The sequence below is a fragment of the Lysinibacillus sp. NPDC096382 genome, from assembly GCF_044762845.1.
Taxonomy (GTDB): Bacteria; Bacillota; Bacilli; order Bacillales_A; family Planococcaceae; genus Lysinibacillus.
Window position 1 is genome coordinate 42,159 of sequence record NZ_JBIWFC010000002.1, and the last position, 26,220, is coordinate 68,378.

The 26,220-nt window shown below is 35.7% G+C and carries 22 protein-coding genes and 1 other annotated feature; of the genes, 15 read left to right on the forward strand and 7 right to left on the reverse strand.

The features are described from left to right. Positions 1–49: 49 nt before the first annotated feature. A complete protein-coding gene (locus ACIQZA_RS04020) occupies positions 50–2,131 on the forward strand; it encodes a serine hydrolase domain-containing protein (RefSeq protein ID WP_402880665.1) in 2,082 nt (693 codons plus the stop codon). Positions 2,132–2,528: 397 nt separating this feature from the next. Here the strand turns inward: ACIQZA_RS04020 and ACIQZA_RS04025 are convergent, their stop codons facing one another. Next, on the reverse strand, positions 2,529–2,855 hold the full coding sequence (locus tag ACIQZA_RS04025; RefSeq protein WP_402880663.1) for a hypothetical protein: 327 nt from the start codon (positions 2,853–2,855) through the stop codon (positions 2,529–2,531). A gap of 385 nt (positions 2,856–3,240) precedes the next feature. Beyond that, positions 3,241–3,762, reverse strand: coding sequence for a hypothetical protein (locus ACIQZA_RS04030; protein WP_402880662.1), 522 nt, complete (start codon positions 3,760–3,762; stop codon positions 3,241–3,243). A 1,051-nt stretch (positions 3,763–4,813) separates the two neighbouring features. On the opposite strand from ACIQZA_RS04030, the gene ACIQZA_RS04035 reads away from it, so the two are divergent. Together ACIQZA_RS04035 and acnA are read left to right on the forward strand one after the other, a co-directional pair. Beyond that, positions 4,814–5,056 carry a hypothetical protein gene (locus ACIQZA_RS04035; RefSeq protein ID WP_402880660.1) on the forward strand — a complete coding sequence of 81 codons (243 nt, stop codon included), beginning with the start codon at positions 4,814–4,816 and terminating at the stop codon, positions 5,054–5,056. Positions 5,057–5,604: 548 nt separating this feature from the next. Continuing rightward, positions 5,605–8,310: an aconitate hydratase AcnA gene (acnA, locus tag ACIQZA_RS04040; RefSeq protein WP_400941905.1), complete on the forward strand. Its 2,706-nt coding sequence runs from the start codon at positions 5,605–5,607 to the stop codon at positions 8,308–8,310. 191 nt (positions 8,311–8,501) lie between these two features. On the opposite strand, the gene ACIQZA_RS04045 is transcribed toward acnA, so the two are convergent. Both ACIQZA_RS04045 and ACIQZA_RS04050 read right to left on the reverse strand, forming a co-directional pair. Beyond that, a complete protein-coding gene (locus tag ACIQZA_RS04045; RefSeq protein WP_402880658.1) occupies positions 8,502–8,900 on the reverse strand; it encodes a hypothetical protein in 399 nt (132 codons plus the stop codon). A 490-nt stretch (positions 8,901–9,390) separates the two neighbouring features. After that, positions 9,391–10,533, reverse strand: a complete 1,143-nt coding sequence (locus tag ACIQZA_RS04050) for an MFS transporter (RefSeq protein WP_402880657.1) — start codon at positions 10,531–10,533, stop codon at positions 9,391–9,393. 176 nt (positions 10,534–10,709) lie between these two features. On the opposite strand from ACIQZA_RS04050, the gene ACIQZA_RS04055 reads away from it, so the two are divergent. Then, complete coding sequence (locus ACIQZA_RS04055; protein WP_402880655.1) at positions 10,710–11,561, forward strand: LysR family transcriptional regulator; 852 nt, start codon at positions 10,710–10,712, stop codon at positions 11,559–11,561. 48 nt (positions 11,562–11,609) lie between these two features. Here ACIQZA_RS04055 and ACIQZA_RS04060 read toward each other — a convergent pair whose 3' ends face one another. Continuing rightward, on the reverse strand, positions 11,610–12,194 hold the full coding sequence (locus tag ACIQZA_RS04060) for a DJ-1/PfpI family protein (protein WP_400941915.1): 585 nt from the start codon (positions 12,192–12,194) through the stop codon (positions 11,610–11,612). A 141-nt stretch (positions 12,195–12,335) separates the two neighbouring features. On the opposite strand from ACIQZA_RS04060, the gene ACIQZA_RS04065 reads away from it, so the two are divergent. From ACIQZA_RS04065 to ileS, 6 genes are all read left to right on the forward strand, one after another. Next, entirely contained in the window at positions 12,336–12,779 is a 444-nt protein-coding gene (locus tag ACIQZA_RS04065) for an Lrp/AsnC family transcriptional regulator (RefSeq protein ID WP_402880653.1), read from the forward strand. A gap of 138 nt (positions 12,780–12,917) precedes the next feature. After that, on the forward strand, positions 12,918–13,439 hold the full coding sequence (locus tag ACIQZA_RS04070; protein WP_323657650.1) for a sigma-70 family RNA polymerase sigma factor: 522 nt from the start codon (positions 12,918–12,920) through the stop codon (positions 13,437–13,439). After that, a complete protein-coding gene (locus ACIQZA_RS04075) occupies positions 13,432–14,406 on the forward strand; it encodes a DUF3221 domain-containing protein (RefSeq protein ID WP_402880651.1) in 975 nt (324 codons plus the stop codon). The genes ACIQZA_RS04070 and ACIQZA_RS04075 overlap by 8 nt, the downstream gene beginning before the upstream one ends. Positions 14,407–14,553: 147 nt before the next feature. After that, a complete protein-coding gene (locus ACIQZA_RS04080) occupies positions 14,554–15,189 on the forward strand; it encodes a hypothetical protein (protein WP_402880649.1) in 636 nt (211 codons plus the stop codon). A 38-nt stretch (positions 15,190–15,227) separates the two neighbouring features. After that, on the forward strand, positions 15,228–16,079 hold the full coding sequence (locus ACIQZA_RS04085; protein ID WP_402880648.1) for a DUF2785 domain-containing protein: 852 nt from the start codon (positions 15,228–15,230) through the stop codon (positions 16,077–16,079). A gap of 81 nt (positions 16,080–16,160) precedes the next feature. Next, positions 16,161–16,400, forward strand: a binding site (T-box leader). Between the two features lie 54 nt (positions 16,401–16,454). Next, complete coding sequence (ileS, locus tag ACIQZA_RS04090) at positions 16,455–19,544, forward strand: isoleucine--tRNA ligase (protein ID WP_402880646.1); 3,090 nt, start codon at positions 16,455–16,457, stop codon at positions 19,542–19,544. A 352-nt stretch (positions 19,545–19,896) separates the two neighbouring features. On the opposite strand, the gene ACIQZA_RS04095 is transcribed toward ileS, so the two are convergent. Together ACIQZA_RS04095 and ACIQZA_RS04100 are read right to left on the reverse strand one after the other, a co-directional pair. After that, positions 19,897–20,226 (reverse strand): hypothetical protein, encoded by a 330-nt coding sequence (locus tag ACIQZA_RS04095; RefSeq protein ID WP_402880644.1) that lies wholly within the window; start codon positions 20,224–20,226, stop codon positions 19,897–19,899. Positions 20,227–20,757: 531 nt separating this feature from the next. Next, complete coding sequence (locus tag ACIQZA_RS04100) at positions 20,758–20,880, reverse strand: hypothetical protein (protein ID WP_402880643.1); 123 nt, start codon at positions 20,878–20,880, stop codon at positions 20,758–20,760. Between the two features lie 265 nt (positions 20,881–21,145). On the opposite strand from ACIQZA_RS04100, the gene ACIQZA_RS04105 reads away from it, so the two are divergent. From ACIQZA_RS04105 to ACIQZA_RS04125, 5 genes are all read left to right on the forward strand, one after another. Then, on the forward strand, positions 21,146–21,631 hold the full coding sequence (locus ACIQZA_RS04105) for a DinB family protein (protein WP_402880642.1): 486 nt from the start codon (positions 21,146–21,148) through the stop codon (positions 21,629–21,631). After that, positions 21,618–23,591: a S9 family peptidase gene (locus ACIQZA_RS04110; RefSeq protein ID WP_402880641.1), complete on the forward strand. Its 1,974-nt coding sequence runs from the start codon at positions 21,618–21,620 to the stop codon at positions 23,589–23,591. The genes ACIQZA_RS04105 and ACIQZA_RS04110 overlap by 14 nt, the downstream gene beginning before the upstream one ends. Before the next feature lie 253 nt (positions 23,592–23,844). Beyond that, on the forward strand, positions 23,845–24,318 hold the full coding sequence (locus ACIQZA_RS04115; protein ID WP_323657658.1) for a GNAT family N-acetyltransferase: 474 nt from the start codon (positions 23,845–23,847) through the stop codon (positions 24,316–24,318). 193 nt (positions 24,319–24,511) lie between these two features. Beyond that, entirely contained in the window at positions 24,512–24,874 is a 363-nt protein-coding gene (locus tag ACIQZA_RS04120) for a hypothetical protein (protein ID WP_400938663.1), read from the forward strand. Positions 24,875–25,105: 231 nt separating this feature from the next. Continuing rightward, a complete protein-coding gene (locus tag ACIQZA_RS04125; protein ID WP_402880639.1) occupies positions 25,106–25,783 on the forward strand; it encodes a DUF3885 domain-containing protein in 678 nt (225 codons plus the stop codon). The last annotated feature ends 437 nt before the right edge of the window (positions 25,784–26,220 follow it).

The following is a 26,220-nucleotide window of genomic DNA, read 5'->3' on the forward strand; positions in this document are numbered from 1 at the left end:
TTATTGTTTTAGGAAGTGTGTATCTAGAAATCAAGGAGGCAATTCATTTATGAAAAATAAATTATCTGCGGTGTTAGCTGCTACGTTAGCGTTGACAATGAGCCTTCCAACAGGTGCGATGGCGTTTTCTAGTAGTCAGACTATGGTTGTCGCTAGCCAAGAATTAGCTAGTCAAGAACTGAAAAAGATTGCGGCAGAGAAGGCTACCCTACTCACGAAGTCCTATGAGACGACTAGCGTACAGTATGCGCTAATTGATAATGGCAAACTTATTTTGTCGGGTCAGACAGGAAAGAATGATATGAAAGGGAAACAGCCGCTGACCAAAGATACCCTATACGGGATTGGTTCAGTCAGTAAAATGTATGCAGCGGCGGCTGTAATGAAATTGGTCGACGAAGGAAAAGTCAATTTGGATGCTCCTGTCGTCCACTATGTTCCTGATTTCAAGATGAAAGACGAGCGTTACAAAAGCATTACGCCGCGTATGCTGTTGAACCATTCCTCCGGCTTGCAAGGTAGTACGTTTAGTAATACATTTTTATTTAAAGATAATGATACCTATGCCCATGATAACTTGTTGCGGCAATTGTCAAACCAGCAATTGAAGGCGGATCCTGGCGCGTTCTCTGTATACTGCAACGACGGCTTTACGCTTGCCGAGATTATGGTGGAAAGAGTCAGCGGTCTGAGCTTTACCGAATTTATACATCATCGGTTTACAAAACCCTTAAAGCTAAATCATACGAAAACGCCGCAGGACAAATGGGAAAACGATAAGCGGGCTGGACTTTATTTTCCAACGTACCAAGGGCAGCTTCCTACTGAATCGGTGAATGTGATTGGTACAGGAGGGATCTCTTCCACAGCAGAAGATATGGTGCGATTCTCACAAATATTTATGGGACAGGGAAAAGGAATCCTCTCTGATAAGGCTGTCAAAGCGATGGAGCAAGAGGAATATAAAAAAGGAATGTGGCCAGGGGATGGAGATAATATTGTCAACTATGGTCTTGGCTGGGATAGTGTGAAACTATATCCATTCAATGAATATGGGATAAAGGGCTTGGCTAAAGGCGGCGACACGGGACTGCAACATGCTTCACTGGTCGTACTTCCCGAACAGAAGATGGCAGTAGCTGTATTGTCATCCGGCGGTAGCAGCACTACAAATCAATTGATGGCGACTGAATTACTGCTCACAGCGCTTAAAGAGAAGGGCACAATTAAAGAAATCAAGCCGAACAAATCTTTTGGCAAGCCGGTCAAGGCTAAGATGCCTCAAGACGTAGCAAAGAAAGCGGGTTTTTACGGCAATAGTTTCAGTCATTTCAAAATAGAAATAGCGAAGAATGGAGAACTGATCTTACCATCTAATCCAGAAGAAAAATATGTATTTACTGCGGATGGAAGCTTTATTAATGAGTCAGGTACCTCCAAGCTCAACTTCGTCACTGAGAAGAATAGACGAACATATTTGAAGGAAAGCACATTTATATCGATGCCAGGTTTAGGGCAAGAGGTGGTTACTTACTATTTAGCCGAGAAACTAGAAGACAACGTGTTATCGAAGGAAACCACTGCCGCATGGGCAAATCGGGAAGGCGTCAAGTACTATCTTATAAACGAGAAATATAGTTCTGCTCAATATCTCTTACCAATGATGCTTACAACACAAATTAATCGTAATAAAGGTCTAGAGGGTTATTGGGACGGCAGAAAAATTACTGGCCCAAACACGGCTGCGCATCAGCTTCAGATCCCCGTGATGACAGGCCGTGATACGACGGAATCTCGTTTTTATACTGAAGGCGGTAATGAATACATGGAGATGTCCGGATTGTTATACGTAAGTGGAACCAGCGTGAAACCGCTTGATGCAAGCCAATCATCCAAAGTTACACTACAAGAAAGTGGGCATGCAAGATGGTTTACGATCCCACAAACGGTAGCAGGGAAAACGATGACTGTGGCATTGCCATCGCAGAGTTCGTTCGCGGTGTATGATGAAAAGGGAGTATGTATTAATTTTACCGTTGTGAGCGACAATAAAAAAGTAAAACTGCCGAAAAACGGAACGGTTGTATTTGCTGGCGCGCCGAACTCGGAATTTGCAATCACGTTGAATTAATTAATTTAAGTGATGTACAGCAACAAAAGCCTTCCGCAGTTACTAGTAAATATCGCATCTTAACAGGCACATACGCTACAAAACAAGCAGCTGAAAATGTCTTAGATGTATTAAAGCATCATTTCGGTTGGGTATCGTACATCGAACAATGCTAATTGGCGTGTTAAAACAGGAACGTTTACTGGAATGGCTGCAGCACAAGGTGGAGCTAGTAAAATTAAAGCAGCTAAGTTGGCTCAAGTAACAAATATAGTAGATGAATAGTTTAATGTCCAGGTACTCAATTAATTTTGAGCCTGGGCTTTTTTATTGCACAACGTCAAAGGTAATACCTTGCCAGTAATTGTATTTCAAAACACCCTCAAAAGTGTTAAAGGGTGTTTTGATTATACTAATTTTATATTGAATTTCGATAAGCATTTAATGTTGAATTGTACTTAGAGTTTGATAAAAATTTTTGGAGGCTATGTTTCCCCCATGGTCCTAATTTATTAGCACTAGAGCCTAATAAACCATCCTTAGCAGCACTTTTAAGTGTTTCAATCTGTTTAGTAGAGGGTTTAGATCTTTTACTTTCTTCGATAATTTTATTAACATTGTTTATTCTTTCTTGACTCTCTTTAGAAGTGCGGTCATTACTGTTTTTTTGAATGAGTCCATTTTGTTTATAGGATCTACGTGACATTAAATATTGCATAGTTGTTGAATTTCTTGTAGTAATCATTAAAGAATTCCACCTTTCTAGTAAATTGATTATTTAGTATTTACCATACTTATCCTAATATCGACCAGAACTTCAATTAAATTAATCTTTGTGAATATTTTTCCGTTAAATACGATTATAGAGATTACTTTTAAATCACCAAAACAAATAACTAGGCGCTCATTATAAGGTGAGTACCTGGTCTTTCTGTATGTCTATTTAGATATAAATGATATATTTATGATCAATAAAGCTGATACATTGTGGTTTCTTCATCTAAAGATTTTGCAATGTCAAAAGCTTCTTGCTGGGTTTTATTATTTTGAATAATTTCATACATAAATTAGATAAAAATATCCCCCAATAACCTGTTAGATTTTATCGGTTACTGGGGGATTTTAATATTTTAAAAAGAGTTTGCAATTTCTTGTAATTCCGACAAGGGATTAGTTAATAAATCTTCCTGAATACTTAGTAGATAAATCCATTTATTTTTTTCAAATTTCAAAGTTATTACTTTTACTTCTATTTCACCTGTTGAATATGAATAATAAGCTTGTGTTCCACCTTTTAGAGATATTTGAATATCATTTGTATTTATTAATTTATTAATTTTAATTTTTGATGGAAAAACATTTATAACATAATTAATATGTTCCTTATTATTTAAATATTCTATTTCTAGAGTATCATTTTCCTTATTAAATCTTCCAAAGGAATGAGTAAAATCCAATGGGGCTATTTTCGAGGGTAAATCCAACTTTGTTTTATAATATGATTCAGTTTCCTGTACCGCTTTAGAAATAGATGTGTAACCTAATTTATAATAGTCACTTTCTAAATTTTGTTGTGACGCTTTAACTAATTGCCATCCACTTATGCAGAATAAGAATCCAACCAATAAAGCAATTAATTTTTTGTTATTCAACGTCGTCATCTCCCTTAAATATTTATTACTAAAAAAATTAGAATTTACAGGTGCTTTATAATTTAATTAAACCACTTTATTTTTAACCCTGTCCTAAATTTGGATTGGGGTTATGCTGTTTAAACTTTAAAAATAAATAACTTAGTTGTCATTTTCCAAGAATTAAATAAAAGTAAAAGAAATTTTAATAAATTATTTAATTATTACCAAACGAACTTCAAGAGTGTTATGTATGATATTAAAAGATGTTTTAAAACCTGATGGGGTAGCGTCAGGATTTTTCGGATTTACAACGGTAAGAATACAAACCTAGTTATATCAAGGGTTATAAGGCTTGTATCAATAGGGTCTAATCTATTGAGACTTAATCAATTTTACGACAAATAAGGGACTAGTGTCTCATATGACCTGTCTCAAAAGTCTTATCGTTGTAAATCCGCATTTTCGGGATGGGACCACCTTAGCGTACAAAATTTCCGAAATGTTGGCGGTACCCCTATTATTACTTAATTCTTTGTTAACAAAACTAATTTCCTGAATCATTCACAATATAGTTCTTATCTTCGAAGAATCTTCCATATTGATGTGTGAAAGAAATAGAAGGCAACGTTTCGGGTAGCTTTACATCACATTTACAATAATTTTCAAATTCCTTAACAGCAGCTTTTACAGATTTATATCCAGCTTCAGTGTACTTTTCCTCAAAAGAAGGAGGAGTGTCACTCGAATTTGCATTTGCTGTTCCAAAACACTACACACAAATTAATAAACTAAATAAGACCATCAGAAGAGGAATACTTTTATCCAATTTCATCACCCTAATTTTTTATTTAGGTGTAGTATGTCCTGTTCATTTACAATAATTACTTCTTCAACATAAGCTGCCCCGTTTGTTTAAGTGAATTTTTACACAAAATAAACATCAATATTAAAATAAATATCCCATCGGGCGCGATTACTGAGCAAGAAGAAAAAGGTGATACATATTATATATGACTAATATGTATCACCCTTTATATTTTACGGCTTTTACAATTTAGGTCTTGATAATGTGATCGATTGGTTAAAATATAAACATTTTAAAGTTATGGATACAGTTATCTTGGTTTACAGCGAAAATCCTTTTTCAATTCTGGTGGGCACAATGATAAACAAAAAAATAAAGACTCTAGCTAATGTTGAGTTTGGATTTAAACCAGAAGAAAAAGCCTTTCGTCAAATCAACCAAACATATTGCTACAAAGGTAGAGCTAGAGCGCGATATGATTTGGTTGGAACCAAGATTGCATCGTAAAGTCCAATATTTAGAGGAACAGTATTGTTTAAAGGATTTTGTTTTGATAAACAACCTGAGTAATGTATCTAAAATAAAAGTACATGAAAAGTCACTCATTATTTATTTGGAAAGTGAGTGACTTTTTTAAATTTTTCAAATATAATTATCTGTATAAAAACACAAGTTATTGTAAATTATTATCTTTGTTAAGATCTCTACTATATAACGTACATGCCGAGCGATTGTTATAAATTATTCAATATTATAGGTGGGGCACCATTTTTAAAAAAACTACGAGTGCCCTAGAAAGTTCCCCAGTTAAATACATTTAAATACCCTTAAATAGAAGGGTATAAAAACCTCCGATTTGTAAAACCTTGATATTATGCACATCAAAAAATTAAAAACATTAGGTTAGATATTAAGGTCATAAGGATTACTTATTGAAAAAGATAATATTAATGTAATTTACTTATGAATATAAATGAGCTATCATGGGTATTGGAGAAAAGATGCTTTAAAAATTTATATAGCCTTTTCAAAAAGATATTTAGGGGGATCCGCAAATGGCACAAGGTAATTTACACAACAGCCGCGCATCATTCGAAGTTAATGGTAAATCTTATAATTACTATGACTTAGCTGCGATTGAAAAAGCTGGCGTTGCAAAAGTTTCAAACCTTCCTTACTCAATCAAAGTATTATTAGAATCAGTTTTACGTCAATATGATGCATATGTTATCAAAGAAGAGCACGTAAACGAATTAGCAAAATGGGGTAATGGCGCAGATCCAGAAGCTGAAGTACCATTCAAACCTTCTCGCGTAGTATTACAAGACTTCACTGGTGTACCAGTAGTAGTTGACCTTGCTTCTCTACGTTCTGCAATGAAAGAAATGGGCGGCGACCCAAGCAAAATCAACCCTGCTATTCCAGTTGACCTTGTAATTGACCACTCAGTACAAGTTGACAAATACGGTAATGCATCTGCATTAGCAGCAAACATGGACCTAGAATTCGAACGTAACGCTGAGCGTTATAACTTCTTAAAATGGGCTCAAACTGCTTACAATAACTTCCGTGCTGTACCACCAGCAACAGGTATCGTTCACCAAGTAAACTTAGAGTATTTAGCTCCAGTTGTACACGTAAACGAAAATGCTGACGGTACTTTCGAAACATTCCCTGACTCAGTAGTAGGTACTGACTCACATACAACAATGATCAACGGTATCGGCGTTCTTGGATGGGGCGTTGGTGGTATCGAAGCTGAAGCAGGTATGCTTGGTCAACCTTCATACTTCCCAATTCCAGAAGTTATCGGTGTTAAATTAGTTGGCGATCTTCCAAACGGAACTACTGCTACTGACTTAGCATTAAAAGTAACTCAAGTATTACGTCAACGTGGCGTAGTTGGTAAATTCGTTGAGTTCTTCGGACCTGGCGTAACTAAATTACCACTAGCTGACCGTGCGACAATCTCTAACATGGCTCCTGAATATGGTGCTACATGTGGTTTCTTCGCAATTGACGAAGAATCATTAAACTACATGCGTTTAACTGGTCGTGACGAAGAGCACATCGCGGTTGTAGAATCTTACTTAAAAGCTAACCACATGTTCTTCGATCCAACTTTAGAGCCAGTTTACACTGACGTATTGGAAGTAAACTTAGCTGATATCGAACCAAACCTTTCTGGTCCAAAACGTCCACAAGACTTAATTCCACTATCTCAAATGCGTTCTCGTTACAAAGAAGCAGTAGTGGCACCACAAGGTACACAAGGTTTCGGTTTAACTGAAGATGAATTCGCAAAAACTTCTGTAGCTAAATTCGCTGAAGGTGATGTAGAAATCCCAACAGGTGCTGTAGCAATCGCTGCGATCACTTCTTGTACAAATACATCTAACCCTTACGTATTAATCGCTGCGGGCTTAGTTGCGAAAAAAGCTGTAGAAAAAGGTCTAACTGTACCTAAATGGGTAAAAACTTCTTTAGCACCAGGTTCTAAAGTAGTAACTGGTTACCTTGAAGATTCAGGTTTACAAACTTACCTTGACGAAATCGGTTTCAACACTGTAGGTTACGGTTGTACAACATGTATCGGTAACTCAGGTCCATTACTTCCTGAAATCGAAGACGCTATCAAAGAGAACGACTTATTCGTAACTTCAGTTCTTTCTGGTAACCGTAACTTCGAAGGCCGTGTACACCCACTTGTAAAAGCTAACTACCTAGCTTCACCACCACTTGTTGTTGCTTATGCACTTGCTGGTACTGTGGATGTCGACCTACAAAAAGATTCATTCGGTAAAGACAAAGATGGCAACGAAGTATTCTTCGCTGATATCTGGCCTACAACTGAAGAAGTTAACGCAGTATTAGGTACTGTAGTTAACCGTGAATTATTCCAAAAAGAATACGAAACTGTATTCACAGCGAACGAAAAATGGAATGCAATTGAAACATCAACTGAGTCTCTATACACATTTGATGACAAATCAACTTACATCCAAAACCCACCATTCTTCCAAGGTCTTGCGAAAGAGCCAGAAGCTATTAAAGGCTTAGAAGGCTTACGCGTTATGGCGAAGTTCGGTGACTCAATTACAACTGACCATATTTCTCCAGCTGGTGCAATCGGTAAAGAAACACCTGCAGGTAAATATTTAATCGAAAACGGTGTTGCAATCCGTGACTTCAACTCATACGGTTCTCGTCGTGGTAACCACGAAGTTATGATGCGTGGTACATTTGCAAACATCCGTATCCGTAACCAAGTTGCTCCTGGTACAGAAGGTGGTTTCACTACTTACTGGCCAACAGGTGAAGTAGAGTACATCTATGACGCATGTATGAAATACCAAGCTCAAGGTACTGGCTTAGTAGTACTTGCTGGTAACGACTATGGTATGGGTTCTTCTCGTGACTGGGCTGCTAAAGGTACTAACTTACTTGGTATCAAAACAGTTATCGCACAATCTTACGAGCGTATCCACCGTTCTAACCTAGTAATGATGGGTGTTCTTCCACTTCAATTCATGCCAGGTGAATCAGCTGATACTTTAGGCTTAACTGGTAAAGAAGAAATCTCTGTTAACATTACTGACAACGTGAAACCACGTGAAATCTTAACAGTAACTGCTAAATCTGAAGACGGTTCAGTTAAAACTTTCCAAGCTTTAGCTCGTTTCGACTCAGAAGTAGAAGTAGACTACTACCGTCACGGTGGTATCCTACAAATGGTTCTTCGCGCAAAAGCTGCACAATAATCATTTAAATAAAAAACCGATCTCTTAGGAGATCGGTTTTTTGTGTCTGTACATAAAAAATGATTTGCAGCGCGTGGATCGTTTTTATTTTAAAATTTACCGCTAGAACATGTTAGCTGTTTTATAGATGTTGATGTTCTGAAATGCATAAAAACGACCTCAATAAAAGAGGTCATTAGTTATTAAAAGCTTTACTTTTCTACAATTTCCAACTGTTTGTAATAGTTTTCTACAATAGGATAAATATCCGGGTTTGAATCATAGTAGGTATTATCAATTTCACTTAGTGTGAATTTAAATTTTCTTTCACTATCAAAAAGAGTAATACCGTATTTCCATCCAACACGTGTTTCTTGATTGTCTTGTGGAGTATACTTTATATCTTTAATCAGAGAAATGAAATCATTGATTTGTTCTTGCTTAGTTATCGTTTTTGAAGCACCAGTTGAACCATCTTGGATGACCACTTTATCTATTTTTTCAATTTTTCCATCCTTATAAAAGGTTTCTAATGATTGTGTTTTTCCATTTGTACAAGCAGAAACCAAAAAAAGACTTACCAACAAAATTAGCAACAAAAATTTTTTCATTAGACTGCCTCCAAAAATTTCATTATATTGCCAATTTGACGAAATAATTTACCAATAGTTACATATATTAGGCGTGCTATTGCCTCGATAATGGTAGATAGAACTCTTAATGATGGATAGAACCATCGAAATCGTGGATAGAACCACCGAAATGATGGATAAGAACCACTGAAATCGTGGATAGAACCACAGAAATGATGGATAAGAACCACCGAAATCGTGGATAGAACCTCCAAAGGAAAGCCCCATCGAAACGACGGGGAGAACGGCCGAAACGACGGAAAGAAACTCAAGTGACGGAAGAACCCTCCGAAGTGACGGAAAGAATCACCAGAGCGATGGATGGAACCATCGAAACGACGGAAAGAACGGCCAAAACAACGGAAAGACCTATCCTAAAATGAAAGATAACCCCGTCAAAGTTGCTATTCTAACCATCAAAATGACGGGATCATCAAATCAACAGTTAGAACCGCAATTATTAATTAGTTTAAATACTATATTTGTTCTTCAAACTAAAGAACTGTAAACAAATGGCGAAAGACATAGAGATTACTGCGAAATAAATCAATGTTATTGTTCCAATGTGTAAGGAAAGTACAATACCGCCTAAGCTTGCACCGATTGCACTCCCTAAATAATTTACTGAACTATTTAATGCCACTGCAGAACTCCCGTTTTTCGGCTGAAACGATAGTAAAATATGTTGTTGAGGTGCTTGGCATGCCCAACCCATTACTCCCCAGACAAAGAACGGTAAGTACTTTAATATAGGTAAGTTAATCATTATTGGTATACAAATAAAGGATAAAGTTAAAGTAAATAAAATGATTATAACTAAAGATTTTGGTTTTCCAAAATAGTCGATTAAGTAACCAATCATTATACTTCCAACCAAGCCACCGAATCCCCATGCCCAAAGATATATCGTTAAGTTACTGGAGTCTGCCATTTCTTCTAATAAGGGAGATAGATATGTGTATAATCCTAGGCTAGCAACACTGGCGAAAAATGTTATACATACGGTTATAGTTACTCTTTTATCTAGGAACATTTTTAATCGTTCGTTAAGTGCTGGGGGAGGTGTTGTTGGGAAATCAGGCAGAAAAATAACCATACATAAAGCAGAAATGACACCGATCATCACTAATAGCCATAGTGTTACTTGCCAATCAAATACGTTCGATATATAGATGCCTAAAGGAACACCAAGCACTGTTCCCAAGCTCATTCCTCCTATAGTCAATCCTAGAGCTCTTCCTTTCTTTTTATTAGAAACGAACTTTGTAGAAGCCGCTACAGCTAAAGGTGAAAATAAGCCAGCGCCAGTCCCCGCAATTGCTCTCGATAGTAGAAGAATAGAAAAGGTCGGCGCTAAAGCTGTGATGCTATTCGCTATCGTAAAGATAAACATTGACCATATTAAGATTTTTTTAATTGGTTTTCCAGCAAGTAAAGATGAAAATACCGGCGCTGATATTGCGTAAAATAAAGTGAAAATGCTCACAGCCTGGCCGACTTGCGCTGTACTTTTTTGATACGTATCACTAATTCCTGGGAGAAGCCCTGCGATCACATAGGCATCAAAACCCAAGGCAAACATGCCAAAGGATAATAATAAAACATTTTTCATTTATAGAACCTCCATATATTAAAGATGCTAAGTATTATGTCGATTAGATAACTTATAACAATATGTTATAATCGAAGTACCATCTATATTTAATAGATTACTAAAAAACGTTGAATATGGAACAATCACTATTTTATAGGGGTATAACAAATCGTTATAGGGTATGGAGGAATACAATGAATACAGAATGGTTACATAGTTTTATTGCTGCTGCCAATCAAAAAAGTTTTTCTAAAGCTGCTCAAATCACGAATCTATCCCAACCTGCACTAAGTAAACATATACGAAACTTAGAGAATAATCTTGGCACCGAACTTTTTCATAGGACATCCATTGGTATCGAATTAACAGAAGCTGGTGAACGTTTCTACTCTCGAATTACACCCGTTTTGGCTGAAATATCTGCCATTCGTAAAGAATTGCAGCAATTTAGTCAAAGCAACCCTATTGCAATTGGTGCTTTGCCTAGTTTAGCCACTTACTATTTGCCAAACAAAATGCAAAAACTTAAGTTACTAGATCGACCTATAACATTAATGATTCAAAATACTTCAAACGAACTGCTACAATCTTTAGAAAAAGGTAGACTTGATGCAGTCTTTGTGGATGCCAAATATACCGGAGAATCTTTGTGGAGTTGGGAATTGTTTATGGAACCTTACTATGCGGTGTTTCCTTTGAATCATCGTTTTAATTCAAGAACAACAGTTGAGCTTGCAGAATTGTGTGAGGAGCCGCTTATTGTTCATCAAGCTCCTTGTGATTCAAGGAAAGATATAGTAGAACAAATACAATCACTTGGCTACACGCCGAATATCATAAGTGAAGTGAACTTTGGCGATTTCGTTTTTGGGGCTGTAACTTCTGGAATGGGAATTACGATTGTACCCGAGCTAATGGCTAAAAATATCGGTCATCTTCAACTTTTTGCTTTACCTATTCATAATTTTGGGAGATCCAGAACGATTTCATTGGTTACAAAAAATAAAGAATTAGGATCGAAATTATATCAACTAGTATCAAATTAAATGGAATGAAGCTGTCTCCAAGTGTTTAGTGGAGACAGCTTCATTAAATTAATTAAACCCCATTAAATCCTTAACCTTTTTTGTATTTTCCTCAGATGTTAGCATTTCGAGTAAGCTAAATGCAACGTCGAATGCAGTTCCAGGATTTGATGATGTAATAATATGTTCAGTTTGAACAATTCGTTCGTTGACGATGTCTGCACCATAGGATTGTAGTTGTGCTAATCGTTTACTTGTTGGATGATTATATGTAGTAGCTTTTCGATTATTTAGTACTCCACTATGACCTAAAATTAGGGAAGCTACACAAACCGTTGCAATCGGTTTTTTATGTTCATCGAAATGACGAACAACCGCCTGGAATTCCTCACTAAAAGCATCATCATAAAATCCAGCTTCCTCAAATCCACCAGGAATCGCAAGTGCATCAAAATCCTCTAATGAAATTTCATGCAGCAATTTTTCGGGAGCTACGTTAAAATTCCATGTACATTGCAATTGCTGATGCAATCCAACTGTCACGATCTCTGTTGTGCCGTCGCCCTCCCATTTATTCCAGCCAAGTACATCTGTAAAAACACTCGCTTCAACAGCCTCAAATCCATTTGCTAATAGTAATAATATTTTTTTCATGTTGTTAATGCCTCCTTTATATGTTTAATTGTAAAGAAAAGTGCTATCTAATGACAGCAGCTGTATAATGTAATTCAGATGAATTACTTTAAAATAAAAGGAGTTTTATGAAATCTAATTTATTTAAAAAGGTGGATATGTATGGATCAAATAGATAAAGAAATTTTAAAGCAATTGCAACGAAATGCGAAAATTTCGATGAAGGAATTAGCGGTGATGGTGCATTTATCCTCTCCAGCAGTTATTGAGCGTGTTAAAAAATTAGAAGAGCAGGGGGTTATTGAAGCTTATAGCACAAAAGTAAATTTAAAAAAGTTGAATCGCGACATTCAAGCTATTATTTTATTTAAATCCATTGATTGTAAAAGTCTTTCAAATTTTTGTAACGCACATCCCGATGTCCTAGAGTGCTATCGTGTCGCGGGTGAAATCAGTTATATTGTCAAAATTGCGACCAATTCAGTAGAAACATTAGAGCAGTTTATCGATGCCGCAATGCCTTTTGGAACGCCATCAACTAATATTGTGCTTTCTTCAACAAAAAAAGAGGTCATTGCACCTTTTTCTGATGAAAATTTAGACTAATTGAGTCTGGAACTGCTCGGGTAATTAGCAGGACAGCACAGAGAAAAATCCATCACAAGAAGATTTTATTTAAAAAAATCCAAAATAAAACAAACCTTTATACTGTGAACACCGTTTATAGGGCAGAGAGGGGGAGAGATGTTGCTTGAAATTAAAGAACTCGAAGAAATAATGCAGCAGCATACAGAAAGGCTCATCCGACTTGCCTTTTATTACGTCAAAGATTTACAAAGTGCTGAAGATATCGTTCAAGATGTATTTATTAAATTTTACGATAATCAGCAAAACTATGAAGAAAGAGGAGAATTACGGGCATATTTATCGAGGCTCGTCATTAACAAAAGTAAAGACTATTTACGCAGCTGGACATACCGTAAAATACAAGTTCAACAGAAGATCTTTGCCAAGCAGGCTGTCACGAAAAGGGACATGCTAGTGCAGCAGGATGAACAAACCTTAGTTGAAAACGCCATCTTAGCACTACCATTAAAACAGCGTGAGGTCCTTATTTATTTTTATTTTGAGGAAATGCCTGTTATAAATATTGCCGAGCTTTTATGTATTCCTGAAAGTACGGTGAAAACAAGGCTACGTCGTGGGCGAGAGCTATTAAAGCCGAAGTTACAGCATATTGAATGGGAGGTCCTACTGCATGAGTAAAGTCGATGTGAGGGTATTAAATGATTTAACGGAAAGCAAAAAGCGTGTTATGACCCATGTAGTACAGCATTTGGAACAGCGTGAGATGAAAAAAAGGTCTTGGCGTTGGCAATATAGTGTAATGTCTATTATAGTAACAATTTGTATTGGAATCTTTTTATATACTCAAGACAGCGGAAATCAAGATCAAAAAGCAAGTATACCAGAGCAATCAATAAGTACACCAATTGTTTTAGATGAAAATTATCTAAAGTTCATTTTGAAGTTGGATCCTCGGGTGGAATGGTCCAATGATGTTAGGAAGCAGAAGTTTGACTTCTTTTTAAAAGAAGAATCTTTGTATGCTTACGCACAGTTAAAGGGGATAGTACCTTCACAACAAAAAATTGATAAATATCTTGATATTTTTATAGAAGGCAGTGAAAAACAAAACGAAGTGGTATTTGCTAAGAAATTACAAATACTGAATGTTACAAGAGAAGAATATATCGAACAATATATAAATCCAATATCATATAAAGTGGCAACAACTGATTCACTTTGGGAGCATGAAAAAAATCAATCTAAAGATGTAAATAAATCGATCCTATATTTTTTATTGCAGAGAGAGGCATTGGATTATTTAGAGGAGCATTATGGTCAAGAAATAGAAGCCTTTCGTAAAAAATATGAGATTCCAGTAGTGGAAAAAGAAATCTATTCAAAACGCGGGGTAGTCGTAGCAATCAAGGAACATGAATTTTTAGTCGTTTCGAATGCAGACGAATCGAATATTGGTAAATTATCAATAGATGAAATCGTACAAAAACATGGTAATGGTACGTGGTTCCCATTAATTGATAGTCCTACAACATTGTCCCTTGGAGATTATGTAGAAGTTAACTATAACGAAGAATTAGAGCGAAATGATGATTCTATAATAAAAATTGCGGATATAGATAGCATGAAAATACTGGAAGGCCATTAATGAATCGAGGCTAGACATTCAAAAATTTCAAGAATGTCTAGCTTTTTTATAAGCTATTTTTTATAGTTGGATTAGGGTACAATTATTGTAAGTATTTGTATAATGGTGTTTTCTCAAAAATAGGTAGTGCGAGGTGAATATAAAGCATTGATAATTGTAATAATGGACAATGCGTTAGCATTTATTTTATCTTTACCACTCATACTAATCTATTGTAAAAGCCTTGCTCAGGAAAATTTAGCTTGGCGTTGGACTTTGCCATTATGGTTTTTAAATCATCATATGATTAGATATTTAGTGTCCTTTGGTGATAACTTTTGGGTGGTGTTAATGTGGCAAGTTCTTTTTGTTTGGCCAATATGTATAGGTATATATTATTATTTATACAAAAAGGGAGATAAATGGGAATTTTATATAGGGTTAAAGAAAAAGCATGTCATTTTAATAGGAAGCTTAATCGTTTTATGCATTAGTTCACTTATGATTTGTTTGTATGATACGAACAAAAAAGTAATTGCCTTTCATGAACAAGTAATGAAGGAGTTAGAAGATAGCTCTGACCGTCCGCAATATTTGATACAAAATAGTGTTACGCCATCTACTCTGCTCTCTTTGTCTGACCAAATGAATGAGGTCAGAAATGGAAAGGTGCGTGCGACAACCTCCCCTTGGAAAAGCAAGGTAATTGTTGTAATGGACAACGAACAGCAGAAGGAGTTTACGTATGTACGATTTAATGAGGGATGGAAGCTGGATGGTATTTATCGAGAAAGTGGTTTTTGATTATTCGAATAAAAGTAACTATAAGAAGGAGAAAAATCGTGCGTAAACTACAAAACGAAAACTTATTGAAGGAAGATGACTTAAAAGAAATACTCAAAGAATTACAAAGTGGAGCTAGAACATGGCAGCAAAAGGATCATACTGATCTCATTCAATCCATGATGCTACATATCGGTTCATTAGATAGTGAACTACGAGATGACTTAATTTATGGATCGTTTTATGAATTGATCCATGAAAAAAACTTACTAGAGCATGCACTTTTAACGGAGCTTTTAGAGGAATGTTTGAATAATTTATTATATAAGGGTATCGAAGAAAGGGAATCGGATTTAGTTTTTACCCGTACATTTACGTCGCTATTGATTGCCCTAATATTATTTAGAGATAACGCAGACGATTTTTTATCCCAACAGAAAATCGCTGATTGTAAAGATAAAATACTAGCTAATTTAGCAGCAGAGAAGGATGTAAGGGGCTATGTGCCAGTGAAAGGGTGGGCTCATAGTGTTGCCCACACGGCTGATGCAATCGATGAATTGGTGAAAAATCCAAAATTAAATAAAGCTTCTTATATTGAAATTGTAAGTGCATTATACAACGCCATTTTGCAAGAAAATTATGCTTTCATACATAATGAAGATGAACGGATTTTAGTACCTATTTTCACAATGCTTGGGCATGGTTTAGAGGAGCAAGAGATCATTAAATTACTGCAAGTATTACCTGCTACTTTAAAAGTAAAAAAAGAACAGCTCGATGTACAGCATCATAGAATCTTAGTTTTTAACTGTAAATCCTTTGTGAAAAGCTTTTATATTAAAACAAATGGGAATCCTAAGTTCGCGACTCTTCATAAAAGCCTCGAAGCATGTCTCGATGAATTATAGGAAAATTATTACCAATATTAGTACTTTGAAATTATTGACAGACAAAAATTAGTTTGTTAAGATGAGTGACAATAAAAGCATACAAATTCGTTGATGAGAAAGAGTAGTGTTTCATTTTGTTCTACAGAGAGCCGACATATTGGTGGAAGTCGGTGTGCAGGTGTTACGTGAAGATCCTCTCTGAGAAGATTGGCTGAACATAGTAAGCTAATTCGGGTGTCTACCGTTAAAAAGAACACGTATGATTGTACGTTGCTGAGTGCTATTGAACGTTGCTTCAATAGAATTAGGGTGGTATTCGCGGTTAACCCCGTCCCTTACTTGGGACGGGGTTTTTTGTATGCCTTTTATACACTTAGTATAGGAGGAATGTACATGCAAGTCGAAGAAAAAAAAGAAACAACTGTAGAAAGAGAAACAAGGATTCGTCGATTGTGGGAACAAGAAGGAACGTTCCAAGCTTCTGTGGCGAACCGTTCTAGCAATAAGCCTTTTGTTTTTTATGAAGGTCCGCCAACTGCGAATGGTTTACCACACGTAGGTCACGCATTTGGCAGAACAATTAAAGATGTTGTGGCTCGATATAAAACGATGCAAGGTTATTTGGTTGAACGTAAAGCTGGCTGGGATACACACGGTTTGCCTGTAGAGTTGGGCGTAGAAAAAAAGCTAGGAATCTCTGGCAAGCAAGAGATTGAGAACTATGGTGTTGAACAATTTATTCAAGAGTGTAAGGGCAGTGTCTTTACTTATGAGAAGAAATGGCGCTCCTTTACGGAACAGCTCGGCTATTGGATAGACATGGATGACCCGTATTTAACGCTAAGTAATGATTATATTGAGTCCGTTTGGAATATTTTAAGTCACGTGCACAAGAAAAAGCTTTTATATAAAGGGCACAGAGTTTCACCATATTGCCCTAGCTGTCAAACATCATTAAGCTCTCATGAGGTTGCACAGGGCTATAAGGATGTAAAGGATTTGTCTGTCACAGCAATGTTTAAGCTTACAGATAAAGATGAATATTTTCTAGGCTGGACAACGACTCCATGGACATTACCCGCCAATGTTGCATTAGCCATGAATCCTAAGCTTATGTATGTTCGAGTGAAGCAGCACAATAAAGTCTATATCGTAGCAAAATCACTAGTGCATAAAGTTTTTGCTGATTCTGTTGAAGTGTTAAGTGAACATGAGGGGCATGAATATGAAGGTGTGTCGTACACCCCACCATTTTCTTATGTCAAAGTTAATAAGGGGCATGTCGTTGTATTAGCGGATTATGTCACAGAGCATAGTGGAACTGGTATCGTCCATATCGCACCTGCGTATGGGGAGGACGATTATAAAACGGTACAGCAAAATGAGCTGTCGTTTGTTAATGTTGTTGATTTAAAGGGCTGCTATACAGAAGAGGTTCCAGAGCTTGCTGGTAAATTTGTGAAGGATTGTGATGTCAATATTATTAAAATGCTCGCTAAAAAGGAGCTATTGTTTGATAAGGGAAAATATGCGCATAGTTACCCTCATTGCTGGCGTTGTGATTCACCATTGCTTTATTACGCAACTGACAGTTGGTTTATCAAAATGTCTTCATTGAAAGATAAACTTTTACAAAATAATAAACAAGTTACATGGTATCCTGATCACATTAAACACGGTAGATTTGGCAATTTCTTAGAAAACTTAGTGGACTGGAATATTAGCCGTAATCGCTATTGGGGTACACCGCTAAATGTGTGGGTTTGTCAGGATTGTGGTCATGAAGAGGCACCAAATAGTATGGCATCTTTAAAAGAATTAGCGAAAGGCACTTTACAAGACATCGAGCTTCACAAGCCGTATATTGACGAGGTTGTGTGTACTTGTCCGAAATGTAGTGGTGATATGAAACGTACACCAGAAGTGATTGATGTATGGTTTGATAGTGGATCCATGCCATTTGCGCAGCATCATTATCCTTTTGGAGACCTTACTACTTTTAACAATCAATTCCCTGCTGATGTTGTCATCGAAGGCATCGACCAAACACGAGGCTTTTTCTATAGTTTATTAGCGGTTTCGACTTTATTTACAGGAAAGGCACCTTATAAAAATGTCCTTTCCTTAGGGCATGTTTTAGATGAACATGGGCAGAAAATGTCGAAAAGTAAAGGGAATGCATTAGAGCCAGTTGAACTAATAGAACAGTACGGAGCAGATGCTTTAAGATGGGCGTTCTTAGTGGACAGTTCTCCTTGGAATCCTAAACGCTTTTCTAAGAAGATTGTGACGGATGCGAAATCAAAGTTAGTCGATACACTAGATAATACGTTCAAATTTTATCAATTATATGCGGAAATAGATGGCTTCCAGTACGATGCTGAAAAGATAGGTACACGTACAAAGCTAGATCATTGGATACTTTCTCGGTTACACCACACAATTCAGCTTGTGACAAAATCAATGGATGACTATCAATTTACACAGGCAACACGTGAAATCGGCAAGCTTGTGGAAGAACTAAGTAACTGGTATATCCGTCGCTCACGAGCAAGATTTTGGGCAAACGGGCTGACAGAGGGTAAACGAGGTGCCTATAGTACACTGTATGAGCTACTAACGACAATTTGTCAATTACTAGCACCATTCACACCATTTATTGCGGAAGATTTATACCGACAATTAACAGGGAAAAGTGTTCATTTACAAAACTACCCAACATACAATCAATCGCTCGTTAATGCTAAGCTTGAAAAAGAGATGGCGAATATTTTAACAGTCGTAGAGCTTGGCCGTAGCATCCGTAATAGTCAAGGAATCAAGGTAAAGCAGCCGTTGAGTGAAATCATTGTTTCTGTAGACGGCGAGTTAACAGATTATCAACCATATAGCGAGCTCGTGAAGGATGAATTAAATATAAAAGAATGCGTTTGGACAAATGATTTTTCAGCTTACGAAACCGTTCATTATAAGCTTAATTTTAAAACAGCAGGTGCAGCATTTGGAGCTAGAGTGAACAAAGTAAAGGATTATGTAGTGAATTTAAATGACGAGGAGAAAAATATATTACAGCGAACGGGTTCAGTTGCTTTATCGATTGATGGGGAACAGGTAACATTGTTAAAATTGCACGTGTTAATCGAATCCATTGTAAAGGACCAGTATATGTTAGCAGAAGATGCTTCATGCCGAGTTCTTATCAATGTTCATCTGACATCTAGCTTACTTGAGGAAGGGCAAATTAGGGAATTAATTCGCACAATTCAAGATAAACGCAAACAATGGCAACTCCCTGTTGAGCAATATGTATCGATTTCGATTACTGGAAGTGCCAAAGCAATAACCATCATCCAGCAGCACGAAGCGGTACTAAAGGCAAATGTGTTATTAAATGATATTCATTATGTGAGTGACCATCATAGTGAACAATATATTGAGACAGAAGTGTTTGATGAAAAAATTACTGTTTATTTCAAGCTATAAAATTCTTTATGCTCAGGTAAGTTTCAAACGCTCTGGTCGACAGAAGAAGTGATCAGGTAAGCCCAGAAACTGCTCCGGTACCAGTATTTTATAATGCACTTAAAACAAGCTGAAATAGGCTATTTTTAAGCTGAACTAATTTTGCTATTAGTTCAGCTTTTTTATGTTTAAAGATATAGTTTGAGTATATAAAAGTATAGTATTTGTAAATTTTCTAACGGAGCAGATATAAAAGTGCAGTATTATATTTGGTGAATATCTAAAACAAATTGTGTAGCGAGGATAATAAATAAATGGAAAAACTCCTTTTTAAAAAAGATTGATTAATGAAGTTTTATCAATTAAATGACCATTATTCAACTAAATCGACCGTAGACGGATGTTCATGTTGTTTCTTTTTTTTACTTACTATACAGCCTATACAACCAACAATAAATATAAGGATTGCAATTATTTCAAGTGGCACGAATAAAGTCAGAAATCCTATTCCTGCAAATCCGTCTTTTTTTATGTCTGCATAAATGAATGAACCAGCAACAGTGAATATAGGCGTAAAAAATAGCGCTAAGTACATGCCCCATATCACAAAATTAAGTGACCAAGAACGTTTAAAAGTAAGAACGAAAGCCATTATAAAAAAAATTATAAGCACTGCGGATAATGAAGTTATAATTTGAACCACACCCCTTTAATTTTCCATCTTTTCAAACTACTTGGTTCATCACCAAAAGTTGTGGATGACTTTTGTTAAAACGTCTACTATGTAAATAGTTGATTGGAGTGGAGACTGGGCGACTCCTCGGGGATCAGCAATAGAGGAACGAAGGCTAAAAGCATCACATCCTGTGATAACGCCTTCGTGACCAACATCGTGTTGGCCCGAGACCCTGCAGCGCAGCGGATGTTTTCTGTGCGAAAGCGTAGCGACAGCAACACCAAAAGCGGCTCATCGGACGGCCCCCAGGAAGCTTTGCTCTGTGCGAAAGCGAAGCGTCAGCTACAAAGCGCCCAGTCGGAACGGAAATCAACCACATGTTTTGGTGATGATTCAACTACTTTCGATTTTGACATAAATATTCAATGGAAAATCAGCTCTAGACTTTATCATAGACGAACAATCCTTCTTTTTTACAAAGCTAAACTGGGGAATATAGGAATTAAACAAAAATAGAGCGAGTAAAACGCTCTATAATCCCACTATTTATTCAAATAATTACTTATTTTTTTCAAGTTCTTCGATACGTTTTTCTAACTTTTTAATCTTAGCATCAGCTGAGACAGCAAAGGTGAATGATAAACAAGCAAAAGAAAAGGCTATAAGTGCAAAAGAGTTCATGTAAATACCTCCGAATTATAATAAAGGAATACTGTTTTACTTTACGTATAAAAATGGAAAAGGTTTCAAATAGTTCATGGCGATTGAAAAAGAAAAAGCTGCAGCGTCGTTACACGCTACAGTAAATGAATGAACACTAGTACTTATCGAATATCAAGAATTTGTGAAGAATCATATTTGAACTAACAGCGCAGGTTAGTTGAAGAAGGAAATAGTTGGATTTATATCGAAATATTATGTAATAAGATAGATTGGAGTGCCTACAATGTTAAAATTTTTTAAATATAACTGGCAAGTAAGAGATGAATGGTTTGATTGGTGCAATCAACTGACAATTGAAGAGTTGTTAAAAGACCGTAGGGGTGGGGTAGGAAATATATTATATACACTTTTTCACATAATTGATGTGGAATATAGTTGGATTCGTGGTATTCAAGGGAAAGAAGATGTAGCATTTCAGTTTGTTAATTATAATACACTTGAGAAGGTTAAATCTCTTTCAGCTAAATCACGAAATGAAATAGCTGAATTTTTAGAAACAAATTTAGAGAGTTTAAAAGAAAAACTAGTCAGTGTTTCTTGGGATGAAGATACATATACTGTTGATGAGATATTACACCATATCATTACTCACGAAATACACCACATGGGTCAACTTTCTGTGTGGGCGAGAGAATTAGAACTAAGCCCTGTACCTGCTAACTTTATTGGAAGAGAGTTAATGAGGAGGACTATTAATGAAAAGGAATGAAAAAACATATTTAAGTATAGAAGAGATTATTTCATTACCAACCTTATCCGATACAAACATAAGTGATGATGGCAAAAACGTAGCATTTGTCAAGAAGATAGCTAACTGGAAAGACAATATTTATAGGAATCATGTATGGGTATATGAAAAAGATAAGGGGCAGTGCTCCCCATTAACAACTGGGGATATGGATAGTTCAAACCCTATATGGTCTCCAGATTCTAGAGCTATCGCATACCTTAGTCCAGTTGATGACGGGCATAATAAAAAAAACCAGATCTTTGTTAAGTCTAAAGATGATTATAGGGGTGTTCAAATTACTGATGAGAAAGAAGGGGTCAGTAAATTCAAATGGGAGCCTACTGGCAAGGGTTTATATTATGTTGCACCATCAAAAGAATCTAAGGCGATAAAGAAACGTAAGGAACTATATGGAGATTTCCATCATATAGGTAAGGAATACCAGAAAAATTGTTTATATTATATTGAAATAGAAAAAGTGATACAAAATGATAAAGATGAACACGAAAATAGCGTTGTTAATCAACTAACTGATGGTAAGGATTTTCATGTCCATGAATTTGATATTTCGAATGATGGGAAAAAGGTTGTATTGATGGCTACTCCAAGTCCAAATATGGACGATTATAATAATGGAGTTCTATACATACTAGATATTAAAGCTAGGGAACTACAAAAGATAACGATAGATAAGTTGTTGGCAGGGAGCGTTTGCTTTTCTCCTGATGGCAGCAAAATATGTTACTCAGCAAGCATAAGGGAGAAGGATTACTATAAGACCCATATACAAGACAGTACGCTAGAGATATACGACATTAATAATGGAGAGCTAATTCACCCTTTAACAGATTTTGATAGTACGGTTATGCCATTACAGTGGACAGCTAAAGGAATATTAATTAGATGGCAGAATAAAACTAATTATCTTATTGGGTTGTTATCTGAGAATGGCACTGTGGAAATATTAAGCGAAAAAGTAGATAGCTTTATAATGGATGCTTCTATAACAAGGGATGGAAATCATCTATCCTATAATAAGGCTATAACAAATGAGACCTTTGAAATCTATTTAGACGATAAAAAAATAACGAATGAAAATAGCTTTTTCAAAGGAAAGCTTAAAAGTAATAGGGAAATAGTCTCGTGGCAAAGTAGAGATGGTCTTGAAATAGAGGGGGTTTTATCAACCCCAGTCGACTTTGACGCGAATAAAAAATATCCCTTATTAGTGGTAGTCCATGGTGGTCCAGCTTGGGCATCCTTTCCAATATTTTCAAACTGTTTTAATGAGAAATATCCTATTGAACAGTTTATCGAAAAAGGCTTTATCGTTTTAGAACCAAACTATAGAGGAAGTTCTGGTTATGGTAATGAATTTTTAAAAGCAAACTATAGAAAACTGGGGATTGTTAACTACGATGATGTTATATCTGGAGTGGATAAATTAGTTGACAAAGGGATGGCAGATAAAGATAGAGTAGGGGTTATGGGTTGGAGCAACGGGGGATATATAGCAGCTTTCTGTTCTACATTTAGTAGTAGATTTAAAGCTATTTCTGTTGGAGGCGGAATAACGAATTGGCGTACCCATTATGTAAATACAGATATACCTTACTTCATCAGGACGTATTTAGGAAATGATCCATGGAATGATCCAGAGATATATACTAAAACATCACCAATGACATATATTAAATCGGCCTGTACTCCTACTTTAATTCAACATGGCGAACAGGATGCAAGAGTACCAACTCCCAATGCATATGAGCTATACCAAGGATTAAAGGATATGGAAGTTGATACAGAATTAATTATTTTTAAAGGAATGGCATATAGTTCTGACCAGCCAGGAATTAATGTGGCAATTATGAAGCAGAATTTGATGTGGTTTTCCCACTATATTCTTGGAGAAAGTATGAAAGATTTTACGATTTTATGATGATTAAATGGATATCCTCACAGGATGCATAAAGATACAAAGGAACAAATGGTTCTCCATTGATTTTTAAGAAGATTAAAAATGAAGATGGGATTTGGCAAATGTCATTTATGCCTCCAAAGCTTTATTTTGGGTTTATTTATTTTAACAAACTATTTGTACTTAAAGTAGGGGGCGATTGTTCAATTAGAGCGCTTCTACTTTAATGTTACTATTAGTTTAAATGGATTTTTACATAAATAGGGGGATTAAAATGGAAATTCGTTCAGTTACAGGTTCAGACTACTATGTAATTTCACCGCTAATCAATGATTGGTGGGGTGGCAGGAATATGTCGGATATGTTACCAAAACTATTCTTCGACCATTTTACACAAACAAGTTTCATTGCAGAAAAGGATGGTAAACTTGTAGGCTTTCTAATAGGATTCCTTTCTCAAACTCATTCAAATGAGGCGTATATTCATTTTGTTGGAGTTCATCCTGAGTACAGAAAGCATCATATTGGACAACAATTATACAATAAATTTTTTTATGCTGTAAAACAAAATAATCGAAGTATTGTTCGATGTGTAACGTCACCTGTCAACAAAGTTTCGATTGCCTATCATACCAAGATGGGTTTTGAAATTGAAAATGGAGATAGAATTGTTGATGGTCTATCAGTAAATACTGAATATGACGGACCAAATCAAGACAGAGTTTTATTTGTAAAAAAATTAGATTAAATGCTAGTTTCATATAGTTGCCCTTTTTTCTTTATTGAACTAACTTAAGCAAGTTAGTTCAATAAAGAAAAAATGTATATAAAATAGCACTTTAGGGCGAAAGCTAGTAGAATGGGAAATTAGAGATTAGTTTAATAAAATACAGAAAACTCCAGTTATTATTGTGAGAAAAAGTAAGCAGAGAAGGTGTACTATGAACACGAATGATTGGAAAATAAGATTAGCGTTTCTCTTACAAAAGCAAAAAGAGAAAGAAAGAAATGATGAATTGCAGATGCAATTAGGTTGGATGTTGGAGCCGTTTTCGACTAAAGAAAGTATTATGCTGATAGATATTGAGGAAAAGGCGAAAATGAAAACTGAATTTATTACGAGCATCCCAATAAATGAATGGGTAAGTCTAGACTTAGAGAAAATGAATAACAAATTCGTGATACATAATGTTAATAGCGATAAGGTTGCATCGTTTTTAAAAGGTGAAGAACTTTACACCGAGAATTCTGTTTATCTTTTCTTACAAGACGACTTACCACCTTTCAGTACATTACCTTGTTAAGATGCCACTTTCCAAGGTTATTGAAAATATTATTCATTTAGCAGCAGAAGATTCCTATCAACAGTATGTATTTTGCCAATCACCTAAATTTGTAATAGAGTTCGTTGAACCTGACTTAATAACTATTGCTTGGTAACAAGGGGTTCTTGATGGATACGTTTCACTAACGGCGCAGGTTAGAGTAATTATAATAATGATAGTAATATAAAATCACTAGAAAGAATGGAGTGAATGACGATAGATGTAGGTCAATATTTACATAATGCTTTTCCAGGGCTTACTTTGGCACCTAGTCTTTATCATCAATGGAGTATAGGAATTCACTTTGAATTAGGAACGGGGATTTATCAGCTTAAAGATGATGGTAGTCTGAATCACGAAGTGTTTGACTGCGTATACAGTCAAGCATTGTCTATTTTCAACGAACTTTTTTCTGATTTGGATGAAATTTTTCTGGTTACGAATGTTTATCAGCACAGGTCTAATAAAATTAAGAAAAATCGAATAAAGGTTTATGATCGCTATGTAAAAAATAAAAAATTAAAATGCCATTTAACACAAGAAACTTTACCGTATGTATTTGATGCTGAAGAAGTTGACGATTATTATACTTGTCGATTTTCCCTAAAGTGCCGCAAACAAGATTTTAAATTCCCATTGCTTATTAAAGCAGCGTGTAATGAGGATTTCCCCTTAAAACCTAGGTTTGATAAAAAATGGGGGTCAGGTACAAACTATCCAGATGTGTTTTTTATAAATATGACTAAAAATGTGATCTTTTTTATTTATGATGATAGAGGATGCGAGGTCATCGCAACTAATAAAGAAACCATATACCCTTTATATAAAAAATACGGCGATTGGATTGATGAATACTCACGAGAAGAAATTATTAAACGTTTTAAATAAGAGTGTCATTATGTAATTTTCAACTTCTATAATCACTTGTTCTGGCAAAAGTGGTACATACGTACTAACAGAGGCATTTATTAAGATCATTGAGTTGCATATGCAGCTCTTTTTTATTGAACTAACGAAGCGCAATTTAGTTGAATAAGGAAAAAATTACATATATTAAATTCAGCCATACATTGTTAACATTTGATAGGTCAAGTATTCTATGGAAAGAAATTAGAGCGGAAGCGTTTCTCCAACAAGTGGAGACTTTCTTTACTAAACCATTGAATTAAAATATAGCTTCTACAAGGGTTGAAGTGTTTGATGAAACTTCAATTGAGAAACACGAGGTGAAAAGTAATGTATCAATTCCAACACGAGAGACAAAGAAAAGATATTTAAGGTATATGTCATTTTATTTATTATATCTGTATTGATAAATGTAGTTT